The following is a 22,308-nucleotide window of genomic DNA, read 5'->3' on the forward strand; positions in this document are numbered from 1 at the left end:
CCGATCGCCAGAACAGGAGGCCGGCATGGGTTGGAACTTCGGAGACATACTGGACGCCGTCGAGCCGGTCCTCCCGGCCGACGCCCCGGCGCTGGTCCATGGCGACCGGGTGATCTGCTGGCGGGAGGCCACGCGCGCCTCAAACAACCTTGCGCAGGCGATCCTGAAGCGAGGGGCCGCGCCCGGCGACAAGCTCGCGATCTATATGCGCAACCGGCCCGAATACATGATTGCGCTGGCGGCTGCCTTCAAGGCTCGCCTGACGCACGTGAACGTCAACTACAGATACACCCCCGACGAGGTCTGGTACATCTTCGACAACTCCGACGCGCAGACCGTGGTCTATGCCTCGGAATTCCGCGACGCCGTTGCGCAGATCCGCCACAAGCTGCCCGGCGTCACGACCTGGATCGAGGTTTCCGAGGATGGCAGGACCGCCGAGTTTGCGGAGCCCTTCGAGGCCCTGACCGCGGAGGGCGACGGCGCCCCGCTCTCCATCAAGCGCGCGGGCGATGATCTGCTGTTCATATACACCGGCGGCACGACGGGGATGCCGAAAGGTGTGATGTGGCCGCATCACGACCTGCGCGAGATCACGCTGCAGGCGGCGCGGAAGCTGGGGCCGGTCCCGGAAACGCTGGAGGCGCTACGCGAGCATACCCGCAAGGCGGGGCCCGCACCCGCCGCGCTGATCGCGCCGCCCCTGATGCACGGCACCGGCCTTCTCACGGCCATGGGGGTGCACCTCGCCGGTGGCTGCATCGTTACGCTGACGGGTGAGGCGTTCGACCCGGTGGAAATGCTCGATGCGATCGAGCGCCGACGCCCGCAGTCGCTCACAATCGTCGGCGACAGCTTCGCGCGCCCCATCCTCGAAGCGTTGGACGCTCAACCCGGTCGCTGGGATGTTTCCTCGGTCGCCGCGATCGTGTCCTCCGGCGTCATGTGGAGCCTGGAGGTGAAGCGTGGACTCCTGCGTCACATGCCCCAGGCGGTGCTGAACGACGCCTTCTCGTCCTCGGAAGCCCTGGGCATGGGGACGTCAGTCATGACCCGCGCGGGCGAGGTCCAGACCGCGAAATTCGCGCTGACCGACCGTTGCCGCGTCTTCGACGAGGACGACCGCGCCGTCCTCCCGGGATCGGGCGTGCAGGGCGTGGTCGCGCTCGGCCCGCCCAACCCCATCGGCTACTACAAGGACGTGGAGAAGACCGCGCGCACGTTCAGGGTCATCGACGGCGTACGCTACTCGATGCCCGGCGACTGGTGCCTGGTCGAGGCCGATGGCAGCCTGACACTGCTCGGGCGCGGCAATGCCTGCATCAACACCGCCGGGGAGAAGGTCTTCCCCGAGGAGGTCGAAGAAGCCCTGAAAACCCATCCCTCCGTCGCCGATGCCCTGGTCGTGGGCTTGCCGGACCCGAAGTGGGGTCAAGCCGTGACCGCGGTCATCGAGCTCGCGGCCGGGCAGACGCTCGACGAGGCGGTGGTGCGGGCGCACGTCCGCACGACCCTGGCGGCCTACAAGGCCCCAAAGCGGATTTTCGTCGCCGACCGGCCGCTGCGCGTCAGCAATGGCAAGGCGGACTACCCCGCCGCCAAAGCGTGCGCCGAGACCGCTGCCCTGTCGGCCACGACGCCCCCGCACTGAGACTGAAGTCGCTCGCCGGGCGGCGGCCGACACATTCAGGAGGATCGCGATGCCAGATGATACCGAGACGGCCGGTGCGGGCGAACCGCAATGGAACATTATCCAGACCACCGCTCTGGATCCCGCCGCGCGCGACGACCCGCACAGCCGATTGAAGGCCTTGCGCCAGCGGTGCCCGGTCATGCGCGACGAGCCGGTCAAGAGCTGGTTCCTGACGCGTTACGCCGACGTCCGGCAAACCGTCAACGATGCGTCCATCTGGCGGGCCTCGAGCCACGCCGAGGACGGCGCGCTGCTCAAGCGCCCTCCCGAACAGATGCTGGGCCGTCAGGAGAGCATCCTCACCCTCGACAACCCTGACCACGCTCGGGTCAGACCGCCGCTGGCCCAGGCGTTCTACGGGCGCATCAACCGCATGAAGCTGCGCCTCGAAGAGGTCATCGACGAGGTGATCGACGCACTGCCGAGCGGCCAGCCCTTCGACCTGATGAGTGACGTGGCCATCCCCGTGCCGATCCTGGTGATCGCCCATGTGCTGGGGGTCGAGCCGGATCGGCGCAGGGAGTTCCGCGACTGGTCGGAGGCCGTGATCCTGAGCCTCAACCCGTTCCGCTCTCCTGAGCAGGCCGCTCGCGCCGAATGGGGCTCGGCGCAACTCACGGCCTATTTCACCGACCTGATGGCTATGAGGCGGGCGTCGCCCCAGGAAGACCTCATCAGCGACATGGTGAAGCTCCAAGCGGACGGGGCGGCGCTGTCCGACGATGAGGTCCGCGTGAACCTGTCCGCGCTGTTGGTCGGCGGCAACCTCACCACCACGGACCTGATCGGCAACGGCGTCTGGCTGCTGCTGACCCATCCGGAGGAATGGCGCAAGCTCACGGCCGACCCGGCGGCGCTCTCGGGTTCCGCGGTCGAGGAGATCCTCCGCTTCGAGGGGCCGGTCGCCATCACCAGCCGCGTCACCGAGGCGCCCCGCCAGGTCTGCGGGCGCGAAATCCCCGCCGGCCAGTTGCTCATCACCTCGTTGCATGGCGCGAACCGGGACCCCGAGGTGTTCGAGGAACCGGACCATTTCGACATCACCCGCAAGCGGGCGCCGCATGTGGCCTTTGGCGGCGGCGCCCATATCTGCATTGGCGCCCCCTTGGCGCGCCTCGAAGCCAAGCGCGCGCTCCAACGCCTGGCCGAGCGCTTCCCCGCCCTGCGACTGACCCAAACGGATCCGCCGAAATGGCGCACTTTGCCCTTCTTCCGCGGCATCGAATCCCTGACGGTGGTGGGCGAGCCCAGTCGGTCCGACTCCGAGGCCGGATCGCGGCTTGACGCCCCCGCGTGACCGGACGCCGCATCCGCGTCGGCGCTGCGGATGCCGGACGACAGAATGGGCGAAGGGCGCCGGCGCAGATGCCGCCTGCGGCTAGGCGATCGAGAGACCGTAGAGTTCGACGACGTTGTCGTGGCATATGCGGTCGCGGGTGGCCGTGGACAGACCTCGGGTGTGTTCTTGGAGAACCGCTTGGGAGTTGGGCCAAGTGGAGTCCGAGTGAGGGAAATCGCTGGCCCACATCCAGCCGGCGCTCGTTCATCAGCTCCGTGGTGCTGAACGCGACCCAATCGTCCTGAAACGTGATGTAGATGTGCTCCTTGAAATAGTCGCTCGGCATGTGCGCGAGCGGCGGGGCCTTCATCCAGTAGCGATGGCGCTTGTAGGCGTGATCCATGCGGTACATGTAGTGCGGCGCCCACCCGGCGTCGGCCTCCACGCAGACGATCTTCAGCTTAGGATGGCGGTCAAACACGCCGCCGAAGATCAGCGTGCCGATGATGTCCTGATTGCCGCGGATGATGGACAGGAAACTGTTGATCCGCGGTCCGCGAGGGTTCTGAGCGAGCGACCCCGATTTCGTCGTCAGGATGTGGAACGAGAGCGGCATGTCCAGTCCTCCGCCGTTCGGAAGACGGGCACCCAGATCGGGTCGTCATAGTCGGCCTCGCCCGGATCTCCGGGCATCATCACGCCCTTGAACCCCGCGACGTGCGCTTGCCGCAGTTCGTCGACGCCGACCGCTTGCGTCTTCATCGAGACCTGGGCTAGCCCATAGAGGCGCTGCGGCGCGCTTCCGCACAATACCCTGCCAGCCATCGATTGTAGGCCTCGAAGCAGGCCTTCTTGAAATCGAAGTCGGGGTGGTTGCAGAGAAGCATCCCGACGGTGGGATAGATCAGCTCGGCCGCAACCCCGTCCAGGTCCTGATCGGCCAGGCGATGTTTCGGATCCCACCCGCTTCGCCACAGCTCCGCAAACGCACGCCGGCCGTCGTTATGTCCTTCGGGTCCTTGCCGGCCGCCGCGAGGAGCCCGAGGGGAACAGGGGTCGCCATCCCCTCGATGACGAAGGCGTCGCCGATGTTCGGGAGGCTGTGGATCCGTGGCGCGCCGTCGCGATATGCCGGATCGATGTGATCGACGTACCAGTTCGGCGGTTCGGTGATATGCGAGTCTGCCGAAATCGGCTTGCGGAGCATGTCCCTATCCTTCCTGAAATCCTAGCTTACCGCCTCATGACTTCACAGTCAGAACGCCGAGCGGCGGCGGCGTTGCGGGTCGCCGGAGGGGGCGGCGTCGTGCCGCCGCGCCTCAGTGAGCGTGAAGCTTCACGGGCAAGGCGGTGAAGCCCCGGATGATGTTGGAGTAGGTGCGTTGGGGCTCGCCGACGAGTTCTACCTGCCGAAACCGTTTTGCGATCTCCTCCCAGACGATCCGCAACTGGAGCTCGGCGAGGCGGTTGCCCATGCAGCGGTGAATTCCGAATCCAAACGACAGGTGATGGCGCGGGTTCGGCCGATCGATGATGAACTCGTCCGGTTGCGGAATGACCTCGTCGTCGCGATTGCCGGACAGGTACCACATCACGACCTTGTCGCCCTTTGCGATGGTCTTGCCGCCGATTTCGACGTCCTGGAGCGCCGTGCGCCGCATGTGTGTGATGGGCGTCTGCCAGCGGATGATTTCCGACACCATGCCTGGAATGCGCGCCAACGGGTCACTCATCAGCTTGCGGTACTCGTCCGGCGCCTGGTTGAGCGCCACGACGCCGCCGCTGATCGAGTTGCGGGTCGTGTCGTTGCCGCCGACGATGAGGAGCAGCAGGTTCCCCATGAACTCGACGAACGGCATATCCCGCGTCGCCGGGGCATGCGCCATCATCGAGATGAGGTCGGGTTGCGGGGGCGCTTTGGCCCGCTCGTCCCAGAGCGCCTTGAAGTACATTGCACATTCCAACAGTTCGTCGCGGCGCTGCTCGAAGGACGCGACGATGCCCGTCTCAGGTGAGGCGGTGGTGACGTCGGACCACCGGGTCAGCTTGCGCCGTTCGGCCCAAGGGAAGTCGAAGAGCGTAGCCAGGGTCATGGTCGTCAGCTCGATCGCGACGAGATCGACCCAATCGATCTCCTCGCCGACCGGAAGCGCGTCGAGGATCTCGCCGGCGCGGGCGCGGATGATCGGCTCGAGGAGCTTCAGGTTGCCCGGCGCAACTGCGGGGCTGACGGCGCGTCGCTGCTGATCGTGCTTGGGCGGATCCATCGCGATGAACATCTCGATGGGAACCGCGGCCTCGATGCTGTTGAGATCCTGGATCGCGATCCCACCCCACTTCGAGTCGGACGACAGCGCCTGATGGTTGGTGTCAGCCTGCACGATGTGGTCGAATTTGGTGAGTGACCAATAGGCCCCATTTGCGCTTTCCGCGCAGTAGTGGACGGGATCCTCACGCCGCAGGCGGGCGAAGTAGTCGCCCACCACATCGGTCTGAAAGAGGATGGGTTTGCTGACATCGATTTGTGCAAGCGGAATCTCGTGGGCGCTGGGCCGCCGGGTTGGCGCGTCCAAGGAGAATGCGGTCATCTTGCTGGGCTCCTACAGGGGGCGGTCCCCCGCTCGGTGATCGGTGTCGAGGCTCTGATCCCTGGGCCTCATCGAGACAGGTCAAATCCGTCGTAGCCGGCTGCGGCCGACGCTTCGCAGGCCTGCAGATAGAGGGGCAGGCCGCCCGGATAGTTGAGAAACTGCCGCGGCTTGCCGGGGATGTTCGCGCCGAGGTACCAGGAGTCCGCATAGGGAAAGAGCGTCATCGCTCCAGCGTCCTCGACATGCTGCGACCACGCCGCCTGGGCGGACGCTTTGGCCTCGAGGCGGTGGTAGCCGCCGGCGCGCAGATGCGCGAGCAGCCTGACGACGTGCTCGCCCTGCAGTTCGGCGCAGCTCGGCCCGTTGCAGAACCCTGAAGGACTTTGCGGACCATAGAGAAAGAGCAGATTCGGGAACCCTTTGGTTGCCATGCCCAGGTAGGTGGCGGCGCCGGCGGCCCAGGTCTCAGCAAGGCTCGCGCCGCTCGGTCCGCGGATATCGATCTGTGTCAGACCGCCGGTGACCGCATCGAAGCCTGTGGCGAGGACCAGGAGGTCGAGGTCGTGCCCGCGTTGCGCGGTCCGGACACCCGTGGCGGTCACGTCCCGTATTGGATCGGCCCTCAAGTCCACCAGCGTGACGTTCGGCTGATTGAAGACGTCGTAGTAGGTCTGTTCCAGGGACGGCCGCTTGACGCCGAACGGGTGCGGGGGTTCCGAGGGCGCGAGCGTCTCGGCGACGACCGGATCCTCGACCCGTTCGTGCACCTTCTCCCGCCAGAAATCATAGGCCGTCCGGTTTGACGCCATATTGGTCAGGATGTCGCCGAAGGTGGCGGACCAGAAAGCGAAGCCCCCCGCGGCCCAGCACGTTTCGTAGACGCGTCGCCGCTCCTCTTCCGACGCCGCCAGCGCCGACTCGCCGCCGATCCGCTTGAAATCGAAGCCGCCGAAGTTGAGCGGCCGGCTCGCGAAGCGCGCGGGATACTCCTGCTTCAGCGCCGCCTGGTCTTCCCGGCTCAGCCGTCGCTGGCGCATGGGCAAGGCGATTATGGGTGTCCGCTGAAAGACGACGACCTCGCGTGCGACGGCGGCTGCCTCCTGGACGACCTGGACCCCGCTGGCGCCCGTCCCCAGGACGCCGACCCGCTTGCCGGCCATGTCGAGGCCGTCCTGCGGCCAGAGGGCGGTGTGGTGGGCAAGACCCTCAAAGCGGTCGAGGCCGGGGAGATCGGGCGTGTACGGCTTGGCGGCGAACCCGGTGCACATCAGCAGGAAGCGCGTTTCGAGGGTTTGGCCCGTGTTGGTGCGGACCTGCCAGGTATGCCGCGTGTCGTCGAAGCGGGCGCCTTCGACGCGACAGCCGAACTGGATGTCCTTCTGCAGATCGAGTTTGCGGTCCACATACTCGAAGTACCGGCGAAGTTCCGCCCAGGCCGGGAAGCGCTCGCTCCAGCACCAGTCCCGCCACAACTCGGGGTCCGAGTACTCGTAGAGCGGCACATGGCTGTCGACCCGTGCGCCGGGATAGCAGTTCCAGTACCAGATCCCGCCCAGGTCCGGAGCGGCCTCGAGCAGGCGGACCCGGAACCCAAGCTCCCGCAACCGCCGGAGCTGATAGAGGCCGCTGAAGCCTGCGCCTACGACGATGACCTCGAACGGTTCGGCCGATGGTGATGGGGCGGCGGCGTCCGTCATTGTCCGTCCGTCCTGTCGGCTGTCGGTTCGACGAGTTCGAACCAGGGCGCCATGACGCCATCGCCGAGATCGTGGAAGGCCAGCCGCACCGGGAGCCCCAACCGCAGTTCGTCCGGCGCACAGCGCGTCAGGCGGGTTGCGAGCCGCACCCCCTCCTCCAGTTCCACGACGGCCGCGACGTAGGGGACGTCCTTAGCGAATGCCGGGTGCATCGCCTGGTGGATGACGGTCCACGTGTAGAGAACCCCACGCCCGCTCGACTCGGACCATGTGAAGTCGGGCGAGCCGCAGTGTGCGCACATGTAGCGTGGCAGGAACCGCCATGCGCCACAGCCGCCGCAGCGCTGGAACCGCAGCTCGCGCTGTCGGCAATAGGACCAGAAGGCCTCGTCGAGGGGATCCTGGGTGCGGGGCGTCGGGGTCATATGTCGTTCCGAAGGATGGCGAGGCTGCCGTCGCCGAGATCGCCCCAACCCGTGACGAGACCCATGCGAGCGCCCCGGACCTGACGCTCGCCAGCGTCGCCTCGGAGTTGGCGCACCGCCTCGACGACATGGTTCAGACCCCAGACGTGCGCCTCGCTCAGGAGCCCCCCGTGCGTGTTGAGCGGACGTCGGCCTCCGAGGCGGAGCTGGCCGTCCTTGACGACATCGTAGACACCGCCTGGCTCGCACAATCCGAGCGCCTCGAGCTGCAGCAGGACCACGTAGGTGAAGCAGTCGTACACCTGGAGGAAGTCCATCTCGTCGATCGACACGCCCGCCATCCCCAGGGCGCGCGGCGCGGCGTAGCTCAGCCCGATCTTGAACATGTCGGGGCGCGACGGGATGTCGTCGGCGGGATAGGGATGCCCTTCGGCGGCTCCCGCGATGTAGACGGGCCGATGCGGCAAGTCCTTCGCCCGCTCGGCGCTGGTCACGACCACGGCGCACGCGCCGTCGGTCTCGAGACAGCAGTCGTAGAGCCGGAAGGGCTCCGCGATCCAGCGCGCGTCGAAATAGGTCTCCACGTCCAGCGGCCGCCCATAGGTGAGGGCCCGCGGGTTGAGCTGCGCATGTTCGCGACAAGCGAGCGCGACTTCCGCCATCGCCTGGCCCGGAACGCGGTACAGCTGCTTGTGCCGCATCGCCAGCCACGCGTACATCTGCACAGGCAGGGTCACGCCGTGGGGCAGATAGAAGCCCTGGATCGTCCGCGTCAGCGTGTTCATGTTCATCGGCCGCTGCGGCGGCGCGCCCGCCTTCGGTCGTAGCGCTGAAAAGCCGTTCCAGCCGAGCACGACGAGCACGTTGTCGGCGATCCCCGCAGCGACCGCCATCGCCGCGTTCTGAAGGGCCGTGGTCGGGCTGGCGCCCCCCATGTGTACGGTTGAGGCGTAGCGCAGTACGTCGACGCCCAGGTTTGCGGCGAGTTCCTCGGACGTCGTGTAGATGGGGGGCGGAACCATGCCGTCGATGTCGCGCGGCGCAAGACCCGCATCGGCGATGGCCCGCCGGGACGCCTCCAACATCAGGTCCACGGCCGTGCGTTCGGATCCCTTGACGTAGGGCGTCTCGCCGATCCCGACGATCGCGGCCTTGTCGGCGAAATGGAATTGTTCGCGGCTCATCATCTGTCAGACCGGTGGAATGAGGCAGGAATGAATGGACTCCTCGCCCTCGACCTGGCGCGCCAGCGTCCGGATGGCCCGCTCGGCCTGCTCGAGGGCAAAATCGTGCGTGTGCATGATCTCGAGCGGCGTTGTGCGGGCGTGGATCAGATCGATCGCCTTGCGGTAGCCGGACGACGTCACGCCGATGACGCCCCTGATGGTGATTTCGTTCAGGACGATCAGATCGGACACGAAGTCATCGACGGGCTTGAAGCCCTTGACGCCCGCGAGCACGATCGTTCCGCCGGGCCGGACATAGCCCAGGGCGTCGCGCACGGGTTCGGTCGCGTAGGAGGTGACCTCCACCACCACGTCGGCGCCGCGGCCACCGGTGTAACTCTTGATCCGCTCCAGCGCCGGCTCGTTGTCGACGTCGATCGTGTGGTCGGCGCCGAGCCGCCGCGCGATCTCCAGCTTGCGAGCGTCGGCGGACCGGCCGGTCACGATGATCTTTCCGGCGCCGGCATGGCGCGCGGCGACCACGCTCGCCAGGCCTCGCTGTCCCGGGCCCAGGATCAGGACCGTGTCCCCGACCTGCGTCTGGGGCACCTCGACCGCCCACCGGAACCCGGCGCCGAGCGGATTGAACATCACCGCGAGTTCGGGCGGGAGGGCAGGATCCATCCTGTGCAGGATCGCATTCGGCGCAAGCCACATATACTGGGCGTAGGCGCCCCAAAGCCCCGGCTCCGAGCTCAGGGGAATGTACGAGTAGATCTGGCGGTGGCTGCAGAGGTGGTAGCGCCCGCCCAGGCAGGTGTCGCAGCAGTGGCAAGCCAGCATGGTTTCGACCGCAACGCGGTCGCCGACATCGACACCCCAACGCCGCGCCGCGCGGTCGCCGATGGCCGCGATCACCCCGAGCGGCTCATGGCCCGGCACGACGGGCGTCGGGACGCGCAGGACACCCTCGAACTGCTCGTAGTCGCTCCCGCAGATACCGCAGGCTTCAACCCGGAGAATGGCGCTGTCGTCGTCGATCGCCGGCATCGGCAGCTCGCGGGCCTCGAGGCGCCGCGGACCGGTCTGCACCATGGCGAGCGTGGTTTTCGGCAACATCCAAGAACCCGATCAAGGCTAGACGTCCATAACATGCTTGTGTCACACCTAACGCATATCCGTGTGATGACGCAAGTGACCCAAGATGCACGTGGAACCCCGGGTGCCGATGCTGGATCTGCCCGATGCGCGCGACGCGGCGCGCCGGCATGGGCTGCCCGAAGCCTTCGCCGAGCTGAGCGTGTTCCGCATCCTGTTACGCCACCCGACGGTGGCGCAGCGCCTCGGCGACCTGTTGCAGACGCTCCTGTTCACCGGGAACGCGCTCGACCCGCGGCTCCGCGAGTTGCTCATCCTCCGGATCGGTTGGCGGACGGGCGCAGTCTACGAATGGACCCAGCACTGGCGGGTCGCACGCGGCCTGGATATCCCCGAAGCCGATCTCCTGGCGGTGCGGCGTTGGCGCGAGGCGGCGGAACTCAGCGAGGCTGATCGGGCCGTCCTGCAGGCGACCGACGACACCCTCGACAAAGGGGCCATCGGCGACGAGGCGTGGGCGGCCTGCTGCCGCCACCTCCGCTCGGATCAGGAGAGGATCGAGCTGGTCATCGCCCTGGGAAACTGGACCATGTTCTCGCAGCTGCTGCGAAGCCTGCAGGCGCCGCTCGAAGACGGGGTCGCAGCCTGGCCGCCGGATGGTGAAGTCCCTTTCGTCGGAGCCCAACCCTGATGCCGCGCAAACCGATCTCGGCCGAACTCGTCGGTCTCACGCTTCCTGCCGTGACGCGCATCTGGTCCCCGCGCGACGCGATCCTCTATGCGCTCGGCGTCGGCGCGAGACCCGCCGAGGATCTCGAGTACGTCTACGAAGGCCGAGGCCCCAAGGTGCTGCCGACCTTCGCCGTGATCGCGGGCGGCGGGGCCATGAGCGCCGTCATGCGAGACGTCGACATGCGTCTGGAGATGCTGCTGCACGGAGAGCAGTCCGTTGAGCTTTTCCGACCCCTTCCTCCGCAGGCCGAGGTGACGGTGACGGGGCGGATCACCGAGGTTTGGGACAAGGGCAAGGCCGCCGTCATCGGCATTGAAAGTCACGGGTTCGACAGCGACGGCGCGCTGTTCCGGACCCACGCCACCCTGTTCGTGCGGGGCGGCGGAGGCTTCGGCGGCGAGAGAGGCCCAGCCTCCGCCGACGCGGCGCCACCGGCGCGCGCGGCGGACATCACCGTGGCGTTTGAGACACGCCCGGAACAGGGCGCCATCTACCGCCTCTCCGGCGACCTGAACCCGATTCACATCGATCCGGATTTCGCGCTGAAGGGCGGCTTTCCGGCGCCCTTCATGCACGGCCTCTGCACCTATGGCGTCGTCGGCCGTGCGATCCTGCGGGAACTATGCCATGACGACCCCGCAGCGTTTCGCGCCATGCGGGGCCGCTTCGCAGATCGTGTGGGCTTTGGCGACACCATCACGACGCGCATCTGGCGGGACGGGCCCGGTCGGGCCCTCGTGCAGGCCGAGACGCAGGACGGCCGGATCGTGCTGTCCAACGCCGAGGCGAGGTTCACGGAGTAGGTTCGTCCATGCGCAGTCCCGACGCTTCCATCGTCAAGTCCGCCGCTCGGACGCTTGAGATCTTCGAGTATTTCGACGCCGTGCGGCGTCCGGCGCCCATCCACGACGTCGCGCAGGCGCTGGGCTATCCGCATTCGAGCACCGCGGCGCTGCTGCGCAGCCTGGCGGACCTCGGCTACCTCGAATACTCGATCACGGACAAGACGTTCTTTCCGTCCATCCGCGTGTCGCTGCTGGGCCACTGGGTCGGCGAGGAAATCCTCTCGCTCCGAGGCATCCAGCACCAGATGCGCGCGATCGCAGATGCGACGGGCATGACCGTTGTGCTCGGGTCGATCAGCGACGGCTACTGCCAGTATGTGCGTGTGCTCGAGGCGGAAACGCCGATCCGATATCACGTGAAGGCCGGCGACCGGCGGTGCCTGGCTCGCTCCACGCTGGGCCACGTCCTGCTTGGACAAGAGCCTGCGGAACGCCGACGCATTCTGATCCTCCGGGCCCTGGCGACGTGGGATGGACCCGAGGCCGCGCCGGCCGCGGAGGCTATCGAGAAGCAAGCCGGCCAGGCTGCCGCCCGGGGCTTCGCGTTCAACGTCGGGCTGGTGACGCCGCACGCCGCGATGCTCGCTGTCCCGCTGCGCGCGGGCTACGCCAACCGGCCGCTCGCCCTCGCGGTGGCGGCCGCAGAGCCCTTCTTCCAGGGGCGCAGGACGGAGATCCTCGACATTCTCCGAAGCGCCCTTACCGACCTCGCGCCTGCTGAGCGGGCCTCGGCCTAGGTTTGCCCGCCCTCAGCGCAGGGCGCTCAGGGGCTGCGACACGTCACCGTAGCCGGCGTCGGGCGGGATCACGAGCACACGCGCTCCATCCCGCACCGTGACTTCGGGCAGCACCGTGACCAACGTCCGGGCCTGGGCGCGGTCCAGGCATTCGCGCGCAGTCTGGGCCTCCGCGAGGAGTCGCAGGTTCATAAGGGTCGGGAAGATGATGGTGCGCTCGCCCGACGCGGCCATTCGGACGGCCTCTGCGGGCGCAATCCATTCCGCGTCGACGGTTTCGCGCCCGTCGCAGGCCGCCACTTGTCCCGGCGGAGCGTGCAGGACGTAGAACCATGTATCGAAACGCTTCGGCATCATGGTGGGCGTGATCCAGCGGGCGAAGACGGCCAGATCGTCGAGCCGAAGTTTGACGCCGAGATCGCGCACCACGTCGATGAAAGCGAGCTCGCCGGCGTCCACTGCGCTGCGGACCGACGCGTCGCACGGCGCCTCGAACGGCGCGCCGTCCGAAGACTGCGCGAGCAGAATGCCCGCCTCCTCGAAGGCCTCACGGATTGCTCCAATGCGCAAGGTCCGTTGCACGGCATCCAGCTTGTCCCACCCCAACGCATGCTGTGCCCAACCTTGATCGCTGTCGCCCGCGTGGGTCTTGCCGCCCGGAAACACCAGGGCACCGGAAGCGAAATCGATCTGATGGTGACGCTTTACCATCAGGACCTGAAACTCCGGCTGATCGCGCAGCAGCAGCACCGTCGCGGCCGGCTTCGGTTCGGGCGCTTGTGGCGCGTCGGGCATCCTGGCTCTCCCTGAAAACCCGCATGGCGGGCGCTGTGTACACTGTGCCGGCGGGCGGCGACGCTAGCCCTTTGGCCGGGGGTTCTGGATCAGTACGGTTCCCTGGGCCGAGCCGCATAGCCGGCCCTCGTTCTCCATCTCGATCCGCACGACGGCCGTCTGTTTGCTCATCGACAGAATCTCGGCGTGCGCGCGCACCGCCCCCGTGGAGACCGGCGCCAGCAGGTTGATCTTGAACTCTGTCGTCGCGGCCCACTGCCCCTTCTCCATGTGCGGGTAACACACGCATCCCAGCACGTGGTCGCAAAGCGCCGAGAGGACACCCCCGTGCATGTTGCCGAAGCTCGTCAACAGTTTTGGATCGACAGTCATCTCCGCCGTGAGGCGTCCAGCCTCGATGTTGGTCACTCGGATACCGAGGAACTCGGGCAGGCCCGTCATCCGGTTGCTACTGGCGATGAAGCCGTCGACCATCTCGGGATGGAAGTCGGGCATGCGGCGCGCGATCATCGTAACCTCCCGATCAGGAATAGGTCTGCGCGCGGGCCAGTGCAGCCTCCGCGCCGGACACGAGATCGGCAAACACATCGCGGGCGGGGCGGATCGCCTTGATGAGGCCCATGCCCTGGCCGGCAAACCCCGGCACGATGTCCTTGCGCTCCGCGCGCGAAGCCGCCGACATGACTGGGCCGGCCACCATGGATTGAAAGGGCATGGGCAGCGGGTCCCGGCCAGCATCGACCCACGCCTGGGCCCACTTGTTTCGGATCACGCGCGCCGGCTTCCCCGTCACGGACTTGGACACCATGGTGTCGCCATCACCGCCTTCCACGAGGGCTTCCTTCTGGAACGGAAGAAGCCCTGCCTCCTCGGTCGCCAGGAAGGCCGTCCCCACCCAGGCCCCCTCCGCGCCCAGCATGAAAGCCGCGGCGACGCCGCGACCGTCCGCGATGCCGCCCGCGCCGAGGACCGGCAGGCGACCGCCCACGGCGTCCACCACCTGCGGGATCAGCGCCATGGTGCCGATCGGGGAATTGTGGCCGCCTCCATCATGGCCCTGGGCCACGACCACGTCGATGCCCGAGGAGGCGACCTGCAGTGCGTGCTTCACCGATCCGATCACCGCCATCACCTTCGTGCCGTTCTCGCGGAAACGATCCATCCACGGTCCTGGATTGCCGAGGCCGGCGGCGTAGACCGGGACCTTCTCTTCGACCACGACTTCCATCTGCGCCTCGAAGAAGTCCTTCGAGAACATCGCCAGTCCCTCGACGGCGCTTCCGTCATCCGCTGCGCGTGGCGGTCGCGACGAGGCCTCCAGGCCTTCGCGCCGCATGAACTCGCCAGCGAACGCACGGGCCTCTTCCAGGCGGTCGACGGGCGAGAGGCCCCCCGAGGCCTCGCCGGCCGCAGGTCCGCCGCTGCGTCGCACCGACGCCGGCAGTAGCGTGTCCACGCCAAACGGCTTGTCCGTGAGCGCGCGGACTTCGCGGATCCAGGCGCGCAGCTGCTCCGGGGGGCACGCGGCCGCCCCCAGCACGCCCAGGCCCCCGGCGTTGGACACCGCGGCCGCCAGGCGCGGCACGCTCGCCCCGCCCATGCCCGCCAGAACGATCGGATACTGGATGTTGAGGATCTCACAAATTCGGCTGTGCAGCGGCATGGCGACCTTTCTCGCTGACGTTTCCCTGGCGCCTCAGCGCCCGTAAAATACCGGTGGGCGTTTTTCCATGAAGGCGCGCGGCCCCTCGCGCGCATCCTCGCTCCGGAACACCGGAGCGGAGAACTTCGCCTCCAGGGACATCGCTTCTTCCTCCGGCCGGCCGAGGCAGGCGCGTGCGGACCGGCGGATCGCCTGGACGGCGATCGGCCCGTTGGCGGCGATGCGCTGGGCCAACTCAAGAGCCGCCTCCAGAACGTCACCCGGCGGTACGACGCGGTTCAGGAAGCCCCATGTGAGCGCCTCGTCGGCGGAGATCAGATCCCCCGTAAGCAGCAGTTCCATCGCCCGCGCATAGGGGAGTTGCCGCGGCAGGCGCACGGTCGATCCCCCGCCCGGAAAGATCGCCCATTTGACTTCCTGCACGCCGAGCTTGGCGGAGTCTGACGCCACGCGAAGGTCCGTTCCTTGCGCCAACTCCATGCCGCCGGCGATGGCGTGGCCGTTGATCGCCGCGATCACCGGCTTGACCGCATCAAACGTCCGCAGCAGCGCCGTCCCGAGAATCTCCCTGTCTTCGACGACCTGACGATCCCAGTCGTCCTCAGGCTCGCGGCTCCCGCTGATGAGCGGGATGAGACGGCCGAGGTCCGCCCCGGAGCAGAACGCCTTGTCCCCGACGCCCGTCACGACGGCGGCGCGGATGTCCGGATCGTCGCGCACCGTCCGCCATGCGGCGGCGAGGCGCACGATCATCTCCGGGTTGAGGGCGTTGCGCGCCTCAGGGCGGTTGAGTGTCACGATGGCCACGTGGCCGATGCGCTCCAAGCCAACGACCTCGTGCATCTTCACTCTCGCTCATATGTGTCGCGCTATATCACGAGTGTGTCGCCTATGTCCCTGGGGAAGCCAAGGCGCGAATGCGCATGTTCAGCAGAGGCGCGCTCGCAGCTGCCTTCACCTTCGTCCGGCGCCCCAGCGACGAGCGGTGGCGGACCATTTGCGCCTTAGGAACCTTGGGTTCGCAAAGGCCGAAGGGACCCGAGTTGGTCCGGCCTGAGGGCGGGAAGGCGAGAGATGAGTTTCGAGCGCGCCCATCGCGGCGGCGGACCGGCCAGAGATGGCTCGGCCCTGAGGCGCAGAAGGTCGGCCGCGCCCATGGAACCTGGCCAGCAATGATGAGGCGGCGGATGCCGCGACCGCAATATGGCGACAAGCGGCCAGTGCAAGGCGGGGTGACGGCGGCCTCGGAACTTTCGGGGGCAATGACACTTTTTGTATCATGGCTTACAAATTTTCCAGCGTGGCGGTGATCGTTGCTCTAGCCGTGACGTGGCCTTCGGGGACCTTGGCGCAGCCGAAGGACGAGGCCTCCAGGGCGGTGCGCCTCGACGGCGCGAGAGCGGTGGTGACCCAGCCGGCTCGCGACCTCGGCGTCGTTTCGCCTAAGATTCCGGAGGTCATCTCTCACGCTGCCGCAGCGCCTTACAGCCCTCGAGGCCTTGGAAGCTGCCGCGCGCTGGCCGCGTCCGTTCGCGAGCTCGACGTCGCCTTGGGACCGGATTTCGATGCGCCGCCGCTGCCGAAGGACAACCGCGCAACACGTATCGTTGAAGCCGGGGGACGGTCCCTCGTCAATTCAGTGGTGCCGTTCCGAAGTGTCGTGCGGGAATTGACGGGCGCGGCCGCCGCCAAGCGGGAAGCGGAACTCGCGTTGGACGCTGCGCTTGCCCGGCGAGGCTTTCTACGCGGCCTGCAAGCCGCACGCGGATGCAAGGTGCTGCGTTGAGCGGCCGTCGTCGTTCGTCGGCGTTCGCTTGAGCGTGCGGCCCGCGATGAGCAGCGGAAGGCGAGTGCATCCGGGGCGCTCAGGTCGGAGAACGCACGTTGCCGCTCACGCGCTCGAGCAGCTGCTTCATCACCTTCTTTTCTGCGGGCGTGAGGCCAGCCCAAAGCGAATGGTGCGTAAGGTCGGCAGCGCGGCGAACATCGGGGAGGATGGCTTCCATCGCAGAGGTCAGCTCCAAGCTCCAGACTCTTCGATCTCGTGTGCCGCGCTTGCGACGGACGTATCCTCGGCGCTCCAGGGCCGACACCGCCAGGCCGATCGTCGCGGCCTCGAACTCCAGCCGCTTCGCGATTTCCGACTGCGTGAGGGAAGGGTTCCTGACCAACTCGGCGAGTACGTGCCATTGCGTGCGATTGAGGCCAATTGCCTGCACCCTCTCGTCGAACGCTCGACGGGCCGCGCGGCTGATCTCATCCATCAGGAAGAGAAGCCGATCATCATCCGTGACGATCGCTGAATAGTCCGCTTCGCGCATCGCGAGAGCCTCCGGAACGCGCTTCGGATAGGAGTCATTCATAAAGGACTTCAGTTATTTTAGTAAAGGACTTCAGTTATTTTCGAAAGCGACTATACCGCCCGAAGCGGGCCAAGCGGCCTCTCCCGACGGCTACCAGGCACATGACAACCACCGACGGCTCGAACCCTGCAGAAGACAATCCAGCGCGACCGCGGGGGCTCGCTGACCCCAGGGTCCGCCGCGGGCTGCTCCTGGCCGCGCTCGTACTTGCCGTCTTGGGGGCCTTCTGGTTCGTCCGACATCAGCAATTCGGGAGATTCCAGCAATCGACCGACAACTCCTACATCGCGGCCGACAGCGTCGTGGTCGCATCGAAGATCGCCGGGTACGTGGACGCCGTTCTTGTAACGGACAATCAGCTCGTGCGGCGCGGAGAGGCGCTCGCGAAGATTGATTCCCGCGACTATGGAGCGCAGGCGAGCCAGGCGAGCGCGCAGATCGCCGTCGCGCTTGCCGGCGCAGACACCCTGCGCGCGCAGCGGCGCGAACAGGACGCCGCCATCCAACAGGCACGCGCCCAACTGGGCGCGATCGCCGCCCAGGCGCGACTGGCTTCCCAACAGGTCGCGCGATATCGGCCCCTGGCGGCGACGGGTGCGGAGGCGCGCGAGAAGCTCGATCAGTTCGAGATGCAGTCTGAGCAGGCGGCTTCGCAGGTCGCGGCCGCGCGAGCCACCCTGGCGGCGGCGGAACGGCGGCGGGACACCTTGGGCGCGCAGTTGCGCCAAGCGGGCGCGCAGGCCGAGGCCGCGCAGGCCCAGCTCGAGGCCGCGCAACTCAACGTCGCCTCCGCGACCCTGCGAGCGAGTATCTCAGGCCGGGTCGGCGATCTCACGCTCAGGCCCGGTCAATTCGTCCAGCCCGGCCAACGCCTGATGAGCATCGTGCCCAGGGATCGTGTCTACGTGACGGCGAACTTCAAGGAAACCCAACTCGGCCTCATCCGCCCCGGGCAAGAGGTTCGGATCGAGGTGGACGCGTTGCCGGGGGTCGATCTGCGAGGGCGTGTCGAAAGCATCGCGCCCGGAACAGGAGCGGAGTTTTCGATCCTTCCGCCACAGAATGCGACCGGGAACTTCACCAAGATCGTCCAACGCGTGCCGGTGCGGATTGCGCTGCTTTCCACGCCGGAAGTCCGTCGGTTGCTGGTGCCAGGCATGTCTGTCGTCGTGACCATCGACACCCGCAACGCCCGAGGTCAGCTCGACAGGCTACGTCGTGCCAACCCGTGACCCTTCCTCGGGCGCTGGGCCGCCGCTCGCGCGGACCGATCGCGCCGACCTGACGGCGTGGCTCGCGGTCGCAGCCGGCGCGCTGGGGGCGATGCTCGCCACCCTCGACATCTCCATCGTGAATTCGGCGCTTCCCACTATTCAGGGGGAGATCGGAGCCTCCGGGACCGAGGGCACGTGGGTGGCCACAGCGTTCCTTGTCGCCGAGATCGTCATCATTCCTCTGAGCGCCTGGCTCGAACGACTCCTGGGACTGCGCACGTTGCTGATCGTGGCCGTCGCGTCGTTCACCGCATTCTCGGTCGTCTGCGGCCTGGCTGGCGATCTTACGACGATGATCATCGGGCGCACCGGCCAGGGATTGACGGGCGGCGTGCTTATCCCCACGGCGATGACCATCGTGGCCAAGCGACTTCCACCGGCCCAGCAGCCGATTGGACTGGCGGTGTTCGGGATGACAGTGATCCTGGGCCCGGTCATGGGTCCCTTGGTGGGGGGCTGGCTCACGGAAAATCTCAGCTGGCACTACGCCTTCTTCGTGAACGTGCCGGTTTGCGCGCTCCTGCTCGTCCTGCTCTTCATCGGCTTGCCGCATGAGCGCGCCGACTGGAGCTATCTGCGCGATGCCGACTGGGCCGGAATCGCCGGCATGGTGCTCGCCCTCGGCGGCCTGACCGTGGTGCTGGAGGAGGGGCATCGCGAGGAATGGTTCGCATCTGCGCTGATCGTGCAGCTGACCGCCGTGTCGGTCCTCGGCTTCGCCCTGCTGGCGTACGGCCAACTGAAGGCTAGGAAGCCGGTCTTGAAGCTCCGGCTGATGCTGAACCGCCAGTTCATGAGCGTGGTGGTCATGGCCTTGGCGCTCGGCATGGTGATGTACGGATCGACCTACGTCATTCCCCAGTTCCTCACCCTCATCTCGGACTACAACGCCCTGCAGACCGGGCTGGTGATCTTCTGGATGGGCGTGCCGGCGTTTCTGCTGATGCCCTTCCTGCCCCTCATGATCCGCAGGATGCACATCCGCATCGCCGTCGGGGTTGGGATGGCTCTGATGGCCCTCAGTTGCTTCATCAGCATCAGACTCACCGCCGAGTCCGGGGGCGGCGTCTTCACGGAAAGCCAGTTCCTGCGCGGGGTCGGGATGATCCTCACCATGATGTTCCTGAATCAGGCGACGGTCGCCTCGGTGCCGGCCGAGGATGCCGGCGACGCCTCCGGCATCTTCAATGCGGCCCGCAATCTCGGGGGCTCCTTTGCGCTGGCGGGGCTCGCCACCTTTCAGGACCAGCGGATCTGGCACCACAGTCGCCGCATGGAGGAGACGCTGAATGCGAACAGCCCGCGGCTGCAGGAGCATCTTGACAGCCTGGCGGTGACCCTTGGGGGCGTGGACGCGGCGACCAGGGCTCTCGCGGGGACGATCCAACGCGAGGCCTTCGTCATGACCTACAACGACGTGTTCACCGTCATGGGCGTGATCACGCTGGCGACGCTTCCGCTGGTGCTGTTCCTGCGCCCCCTTCCGAAGACCACCAGCTTCTCCATGCATTGAGACGTCGCATGCGAAACGCACTCCTGGCCGTCCCGGCGGCGATCCTGCTCTGCGGTTGCGCAGTCGGCCCCGACTACGCCGGACCGCCTTCGATCGCCGGCCGCGAGTCGAAGCCGTTCCTGCGAGCCAACAGCGAGATCGTCGCTCCAGGCCCGCTGCTCGAGGAGTGGTGGTCCCTGCTTCGCGACCCCCTCCTCGACCAACTTGAAGCGCGGGCGCTGGCCGGAAACCCGGGCCTCGCCGCCGCGCGCTCGCGCGTGAGCCAGGCCCGCGCCACCGTGCGCCGGGAACAAGCCAATCGACTGCCGGCGCTCGCGGCGCAGGTTACGACCGTTCAAGCCCGGGTTCCGGGCCTGGACCTGCCGGCCACGCCTCCAGCGACCCCGTCGAATCCAACCGCCGCAGAGACGCAGGACCGTCTCAGCATCTACAACGTCGGGCTGAATGCGAATTGGGAGGTGGACTTCGCAGGGGGGCAATCTCGGCGCATCGAAAGCGCCAACGCCGAGGCCGCGGCCCTGGTCGCGACCGTTGACGACGCGAAAGTACAGCTCACCGCGGAAGTCGCGCGCGCATACATCAGCCTCCGCGAGGCGCAGCTCCGGCTCGAGCTCGCGCGTCAGGAGCAGGTTCTGCAGCAGCAGACCCTGGAGCTGACGTATCAGCGCTATTCGGCCGGCGCCCTGCCCCTCTTTCCGGTCGGCGCCGCGAATGCCGAGCTGGAGCTCTTGAGGTCGCAGATCGCCGAAGCGGAGGCCGACATTGCGGTCTTCAAGGACGCGCTCTCGGTCCTCACGGGGAGTGCGCCGGGCGGCTTGGACGATCTGCTGGCGGCGCCGGCGCCTATTCCCTTGCCGCCTGCCTCCATCGCCGTAAGCGACCCGGCCGGGCTGATCGCACGTCGACCGGATATCCGCGCCGCCGAGCGCCGGCTCGCCGCCGCGAACGCGCGGGTTGGCGTGGCGGAGGCTGCACGCTTTCCGCGGTTGTCCTTCATGGGCATCCTGGGACTCGGGGGAACCGACCCCGAAGACGTCTTCGACGTGGCGAACCTCTCGACGATCGCACTGCCGCGCCTGCAATGGAGTCTCTTGGATTTCGGGCGGACCGCAGCCGCGATCGACCAGGCCCAGGCCGCGCGTGGCGAGGCGGACGCGCGGTACCGCGATGTCGTGCTCCGCGCGCTTCAGGACGCCGAACAGTCGCTCCAAAGGTTTGGCCAGCATCGCATCAACGTCGCGGCGCTCACGCAGATCAGCCGCCAGGCGGACACGGCGGCCGAGCTCAACCAACAGCGCTTCACCGCAGGCGCGATCGGGCGGAGCGACCTCAACCTGGCGCTCCGCCAGCGGGCCCAGGCCAGAGCGAACCTCAGCCGCGCGGTCGCGGCGATGACCACCAGCTGGGTGGCGATCCAGAAGTCGCTGGGATTGGGCTGGCGCGCCGAGGCGACGCCCCTGCCTGAGGGATCGCCTGATCGCGGGTAGTGGACGCACAGGTCATTCGCTGCCGATCTCAGCCCGCGGCGCCTCGGCCCGCTACCGCGCCCAGCGCGACCGGAGCCCGCGGAGACGCCGGCCAGTGCGTGGCGCGCCACGGAGTGGACGACCCAGACATCCGGCCCGTCGGTCGGGGTTGCGACGGGTACACGTCGAGGAAGACCCGGCCCCGACCGCGCGCGGCTCCACGGACATCCGCGGATCTCGGATCAGTCGGGCGACTCCCTCGTGGCGGGATATTGCGCCCTGTCCGCATCTGACTGCGCTAGGAGAAGCCTTGAGCCTGGTCCGCCGCAGTGGCGCCTCGGCTCTCACGGCGCCGCCGGATCCCTCGGCGACCGGCGTGCCGCGGCGGGGGGCGCCCAGAGGCTCTGGTCCGGAAGACTCGAAGGACGCGGCTCGCCCGCCCAGACTTGCCCCCCGAGGATGCATCGACGGTGCGACCGTCCCGTCGCTCGCAGGCGTCAGAAGTCGAACAACATCTGCTGAGCGATCGCCTTCGCGTGCTGCGAACGGCGTCGCCCAGCCGCTCCCCGCCGGGTCGCGGCGCGAGCCCGCTCCACGCTGCCGACCACCTGCGGCGCCTTCGCCTCGCGGTTGTCGGCGCCTTCGGCCAACGGCCCGTCCAAACGGGGCCCCTGCGACGCTAAGCGGTCACGTGAGGTCGCGCACCTCTCCGGGCCGCCAGGGGTCGCCGAGCCTCTCGCGCTCGCCCGCCCGACGCTGTGGCCCCGCGAGACGCGCCACGCTTCGATTTCAGCCTCGCGGTATCCGACGCGGCCGGGTGAAATGGCATACGGAGACGGGAAGTCACCGCGCTTCTGGAGGCGCCATGCCGTGGTTCGGCTGAGCCCCGTGGACACCGCCACTTCCCGCCAGGGCAGGAAACGGCCGCCCGAGGTTTCCGCGTCGAGGAAGGTGCGCCAGTTGGCCAACG

23 protein-coding genes are annotated in these 22,308 nt (G+C 67.5%); 9 read left to right on the forward strand and 14 right to left on the reverse strand.

The features are described 5' to 3' along the window. Nucleotides 1–25: 25 nt before the first annotated feature. Both ABS78_RS19320 and ABS78_RS19325 read left to right on the forward strand, forming a co-directional pair. The gene (locus tag ABS78_RS19320; RefSeq protein WP_111275451.1) at nucleotides 26–1,651 is read left to right on the forward strand and encodes an acyl-CoA synthetase; all 1,626 of its coding nucleotides are present in this window, start codon (nucleotides 26–28) and stop codon (nucleotides 1,649–1,651) included. A 49-nt stretch (nucleotides 1,652–1,700) separates the two neighbouring features. After that, nucleotides 1,701–2,990, forward strand: a complete 1,290-nt coding sequence (locus ABS78_RS19325; protein ID WP_165843930.1) for a cytochrome P450 — start codon at nucleotides 1,701–1,703, stop codon at nucleotides 2,988–2,990. 81 nt (nucleotides 2,991–3,071) lie between these two features. On the opposite strand, the gene ABS78_RS23940 is transcribed toward ABS78_RS19325, so the two are convergent. The 8 genes from ABS78_RS23940 to ABS78_RS19360 form a co-directional block, all read right to left on the reverse strand. Then, nucleotides 3,072–3,221, reverse strand: coding sequence for an amidohydrolase family protein (locus tag ABS78_RS23940; RefSeq protein ID WP_205854106.1), 150 nt, complete (start codon nucleotides 3,219–3,221; stop codon nucleotides 3,072–3,074). A gap of 342 nt (nucleotides 3,222–3,563) precedes the next feature. Then, nucleotides 3,564–3,734 carry a hypothetical protein gene (locus ABS78_RS19330; RefSeq protein WP_205854105.1) on the reverse strand — a complete coding sequence of 57 codons (171 nt, stop codon included), beginning with the start codon at nucleotides 3,732–3,734 and terminating at the stop codon, nucleotides 3,564–3,566. Nucleotides 3,735–3,876: 142 nt separating this feature from the next. After that, on the reverse strand, nucleotides 3,877–4,179 hold the full coding sequence (locus ABS78_RS19335; protein WP_293383251.1) for a hypothetical protein: 303 nt from the start codon (nucleotides 4,177–4,179) through the stop codon (nucleotides 3,877–3,879). Between the two features lie 112 nt (nucleotides 4,180–4,291). Beyond that, on the reverse strand, nucleotides 4,292–5,560 hold the full coding sequence (locus ABS78_RS19340) for a cytochrome P450 (RefSeq protein WP_111275449.1): 1,269 nt from the start codon (nucleotides 5,558–5,560) through the stop codon (nucleotides 4,292–4,294). Nucleotides 5,561–5,628: 68 nt separating this feature from the next. Continuing rightward, nucleotides 5,629–7,260: an NAD(P)/FAD-dependent oxidoreductase gene (locus tag ABS78_RS19345; protein ID WP_111275448.1), complete on the reverse strand. Its 1,632-nt coding sequence runs from the start codon at nucleotides 7,258–7,260 to the stop codon at nucleotides 5,629–5,631. Next, nucleotides 7,257–7,685 (reverse strand): Zn-ribbon domain-containing OB-fold protein, encoded by a 429-nt coding sequence (locus tag ABS78_RS19350; RefSeq protein WP_111275447.1) that lies wholly within the window; start codon nucleotides 7,683–7,685, stop codon nucleotides 7,257–7,259. The genes ABS78_RS19345 and ABS78_RS19350 overlap by 4 nt, the downstream gene beginning before the upstream one ends. Further along, nucleotides 7,682–8,869: a transporter gene (locus ABS78_RS19355; protein WP_111275532.1), complete on the reverse strand. Its 1,188-nt coding sequence runs from the start codon at nucleotides 8,867–8,869 to the stop codon at nucleotides 7,682–7,684. The genes ABS78_RS19350 and ABS78_RS19355 overlap by 4 nt, the downstream gene beginning before the upstream one ends. 6 nt (nucleotides 8,870–8,875) lie before the next feature. Continuing rightward, nucleotides 8,876–9,970, reverse strand: a complete 1,095-nt coding sequence (locus ABS78_RS19360) for a zinc-binding dehydrogenase (protein ID WP_293383254.1) — start codon at nucleotides 9,968–9,970, stop codon at nucleotides 8,876–8,878. An 85-nt stretch (nucleotides 9,971–10,055) separates the two neighbouring features. Between ABS78_RS19360 and ABS78_RS19365 the strand changes: the two genes are divergently transcribed. From ABS78_RS19365 to ABS78_RS19375, 3 genes are read left to right on the forward strand one after another with little or no spacing between them, the layout of a single operon-like run. Further along, the gene (locus ABS78_RS19365; protein WP_293383257.1) at nucleotides 10,056–10,640 is read left to right on the forward strand and encodes a carboxymuconolactone decarboxylase family protein; all 585 of its coding nucleotides are present in this window, start codon (nucleotides 10,056–10,058) and stop codon (nucleotides 10,638–10,640) included. Beyond that, nucleotides 10,640–11,485 (forward strand): MaoC/PaaZ C-terminal domain-containing protein, encoded by an 846-nt coding sequence (locus tag ABS78_RS19370; RefSeq protein ID WP_293383259.1) that lies wholly within the window; start codon nucleotides 10,640–10,642, stop codon nucleotides 11,483–11,485. Before ABS78_RS19365 ends, ABS78_RS19370 begins: the two co-directional genes overlap by 1 nt. Nucleotides 11,486–11,493: 8 nt before the next feature. Beyond that, the gene (locus ABS78_RS19375) at nucleotides 11,494–12,264 is read left to right on the forward strand and encodes a helix-turn-helix domain-containing protein (protein WP_293383262.1); all 771 of its coding nucleotides are present in this window, start codon (nucleotides 11,494–11,496) and stop codon (nucleotides 12,262–12,264) included. Between the two features lie 12 nt (nucleotides 12,265–12,276). Here ABS78_RS19375 and ABS78_RS19380 read toward each other — a convergent pair whose 3' ends face one another. The 4 genes from ABS78_RS19380 to ABS78_RS19395 all read right to left on the reverse strand — a co-directional run bounded on the left by ABS78_RS19380 (nucleotide 12,277) and on the right by ABS78_RS19395 (nucleotide 15,565). Next, nucleotides 12,277–13,059, reverse strand: coding sequence for an NUDIX hydrolase (locus ABS78_RS19380; protein WP_111275442.1), 783 nt, complete (start codon nucleotides 13,057–13,059; stop codon nucleotides 12,277–12,279). Nucleotides 13,060–13,122: 63 nt separating this feature from the next. Beyond that, a complete protein-coding gene (locus ABS78_RS19385; protein ID WP_111275441.1) occupies nucleotides 13,123–13,569 on the reverse strand; it encodes a PaaI family thioesterase in 447 nt (148 codons plus the stop codon). Between the two features lie 13 nt (nucleotides 13,570–13,582). Further along, nucleotides 13,583–14,722, reverse strand: a complete 1,140-nt coding sequence (locus ABS78_RS19390) for a nitronate monooxygenase family protein (RefSeq protein WP_293383265.1) — start codon at nucleotides 14,720–14,722, stop codon at nucleotides 13,583–13,585. Nucleotides 14,723–14,755: 33 nt separating this feature from the next. Continuing rightward, nucleotides 14,756–15,565: an enoyl-CoA hydratase-related protein gene (locus ABS78_RS19395; RefSeq protein WP_293383268.1), complete on the reverse strand. Its 810-nt coding sequence runs from the start codon at nucleotides 15,563–15,565 to the stop codon at nucleotides 14,756–14,758. A 436-nt stretch (nucleotides 15,566–16,001) separates the two neighbouring features. Between ABS78_RS19395 and ABS78_RS19400 the strand changes: the two genes are divergently transcribed. Then, nucleotides 16,002–16,508, forward strand: a complete 507-nt coding sequence (locus ABS78_RS19400) for a hypothetical protein (protein ID WP_293383271.1) — start codon at nucleotides 16,002–16,004, stop codon at nucleotides 16,506–16,508. A gap of 79 nt (nucleotides 16,509–16,587) precedes the next feature. On the opposite strand, the gene ABS78_RS19405 is transcribed toward ABS78_RS19400, so the two are convergent. Further along, nucleotides 16,588–17,085: a MarR family transcriptional regulator gene (locus ABS78_RS19405; RefSeq protein WP_293383274.1), complete on the reverse strand. Its 498-nt coding sequence runs from the start codon at nucleotides 17,083–17,085 to the stop codon at nucleotides 16,588–16,590. Nucleotides 17,086–17,186: 101 nt separating this feature from the next. On the opposite strand from ABS78_RS19405, the gene ABS78_RS19410 reads away from it, so the two are divergent. Genes ABS78_RS19410 through ABS78_RS19420 form a run of 3 tightly spaced genes read left to right on the forward strand, consistent with a single transcriptional unit; the run spans nucleotide 17,187 to nucleotide 21,359 of the window. Then, nucleotides 17,187–18,317, forward strand: coding sequence for an HlyD family secretion protein (locus tag ABS78_RS19410; protein ID WP_293383277.1), 1,131 nt, complete (start codon nucleotides 17,187–17,189; stop codon nucleotides 18,315–18,317). Continuing rightward, nucleotides 18,304–19,872, forward strand: a complete 1,569-nt coding sequence (locus ABS78_RS19415; protein WP_293383280.1) for an MDR family MFS transporter — start codon at nucleotides 18,304–18,306, stop codon at nucleotides 19,870–19,872. Before ABS78_RS19410 ends, ABS78_RS19415 begins: the two co-directional genes overlap by 14 nt. An 8-nt stretch (nucleotides 19,873–19,880) precedes the next feature. Next, the gene (locus ABS78_RS19420; RefSeq protein ID WP_293383283.1) at nucleotides 19,881–21,359 is read left to right on the forward strand and encodes an efflux transporter outer membrane subunit; all 1,479 of its coding nucleotides are present in this window, start codon (nucleotides 19,881–19,883) and stop codon (nucleotides 21,357–21,359) included. A 476-nt stretch (nucleotides 21,360–21,835) separates the two neighbouring features. Here the strand turns inward: ABS78_RS19420 and ABS78_RS19425 are convergent, their stop codons facing one another. Further along, nucleotides 21,836–22,306 carry an AlpA family phage regulatory protein gene (locus ABS78_RS19425; protein WP_293383286.1) on the reverse strand — a complete coding sequence of 157 codons (471 nt, stop codon included), beginning with the start codon at nucleotides 22,304–22,306 and terminating at the stop codon, nucleotides 21,836–21,838. Nucleotides 22,307–22,308: the final 2 nt, after the last annotated feature.

The sequence above is a fragment of the Phenylobacterium sp. SCN 70-31 genome, from assembly GCF_001724605.1.
GTDB lineage: Bacteria > Pseudomonadota > Alphaproteobacteria > Caulobacterales > Caulobacteraceae > Phenylobacterium.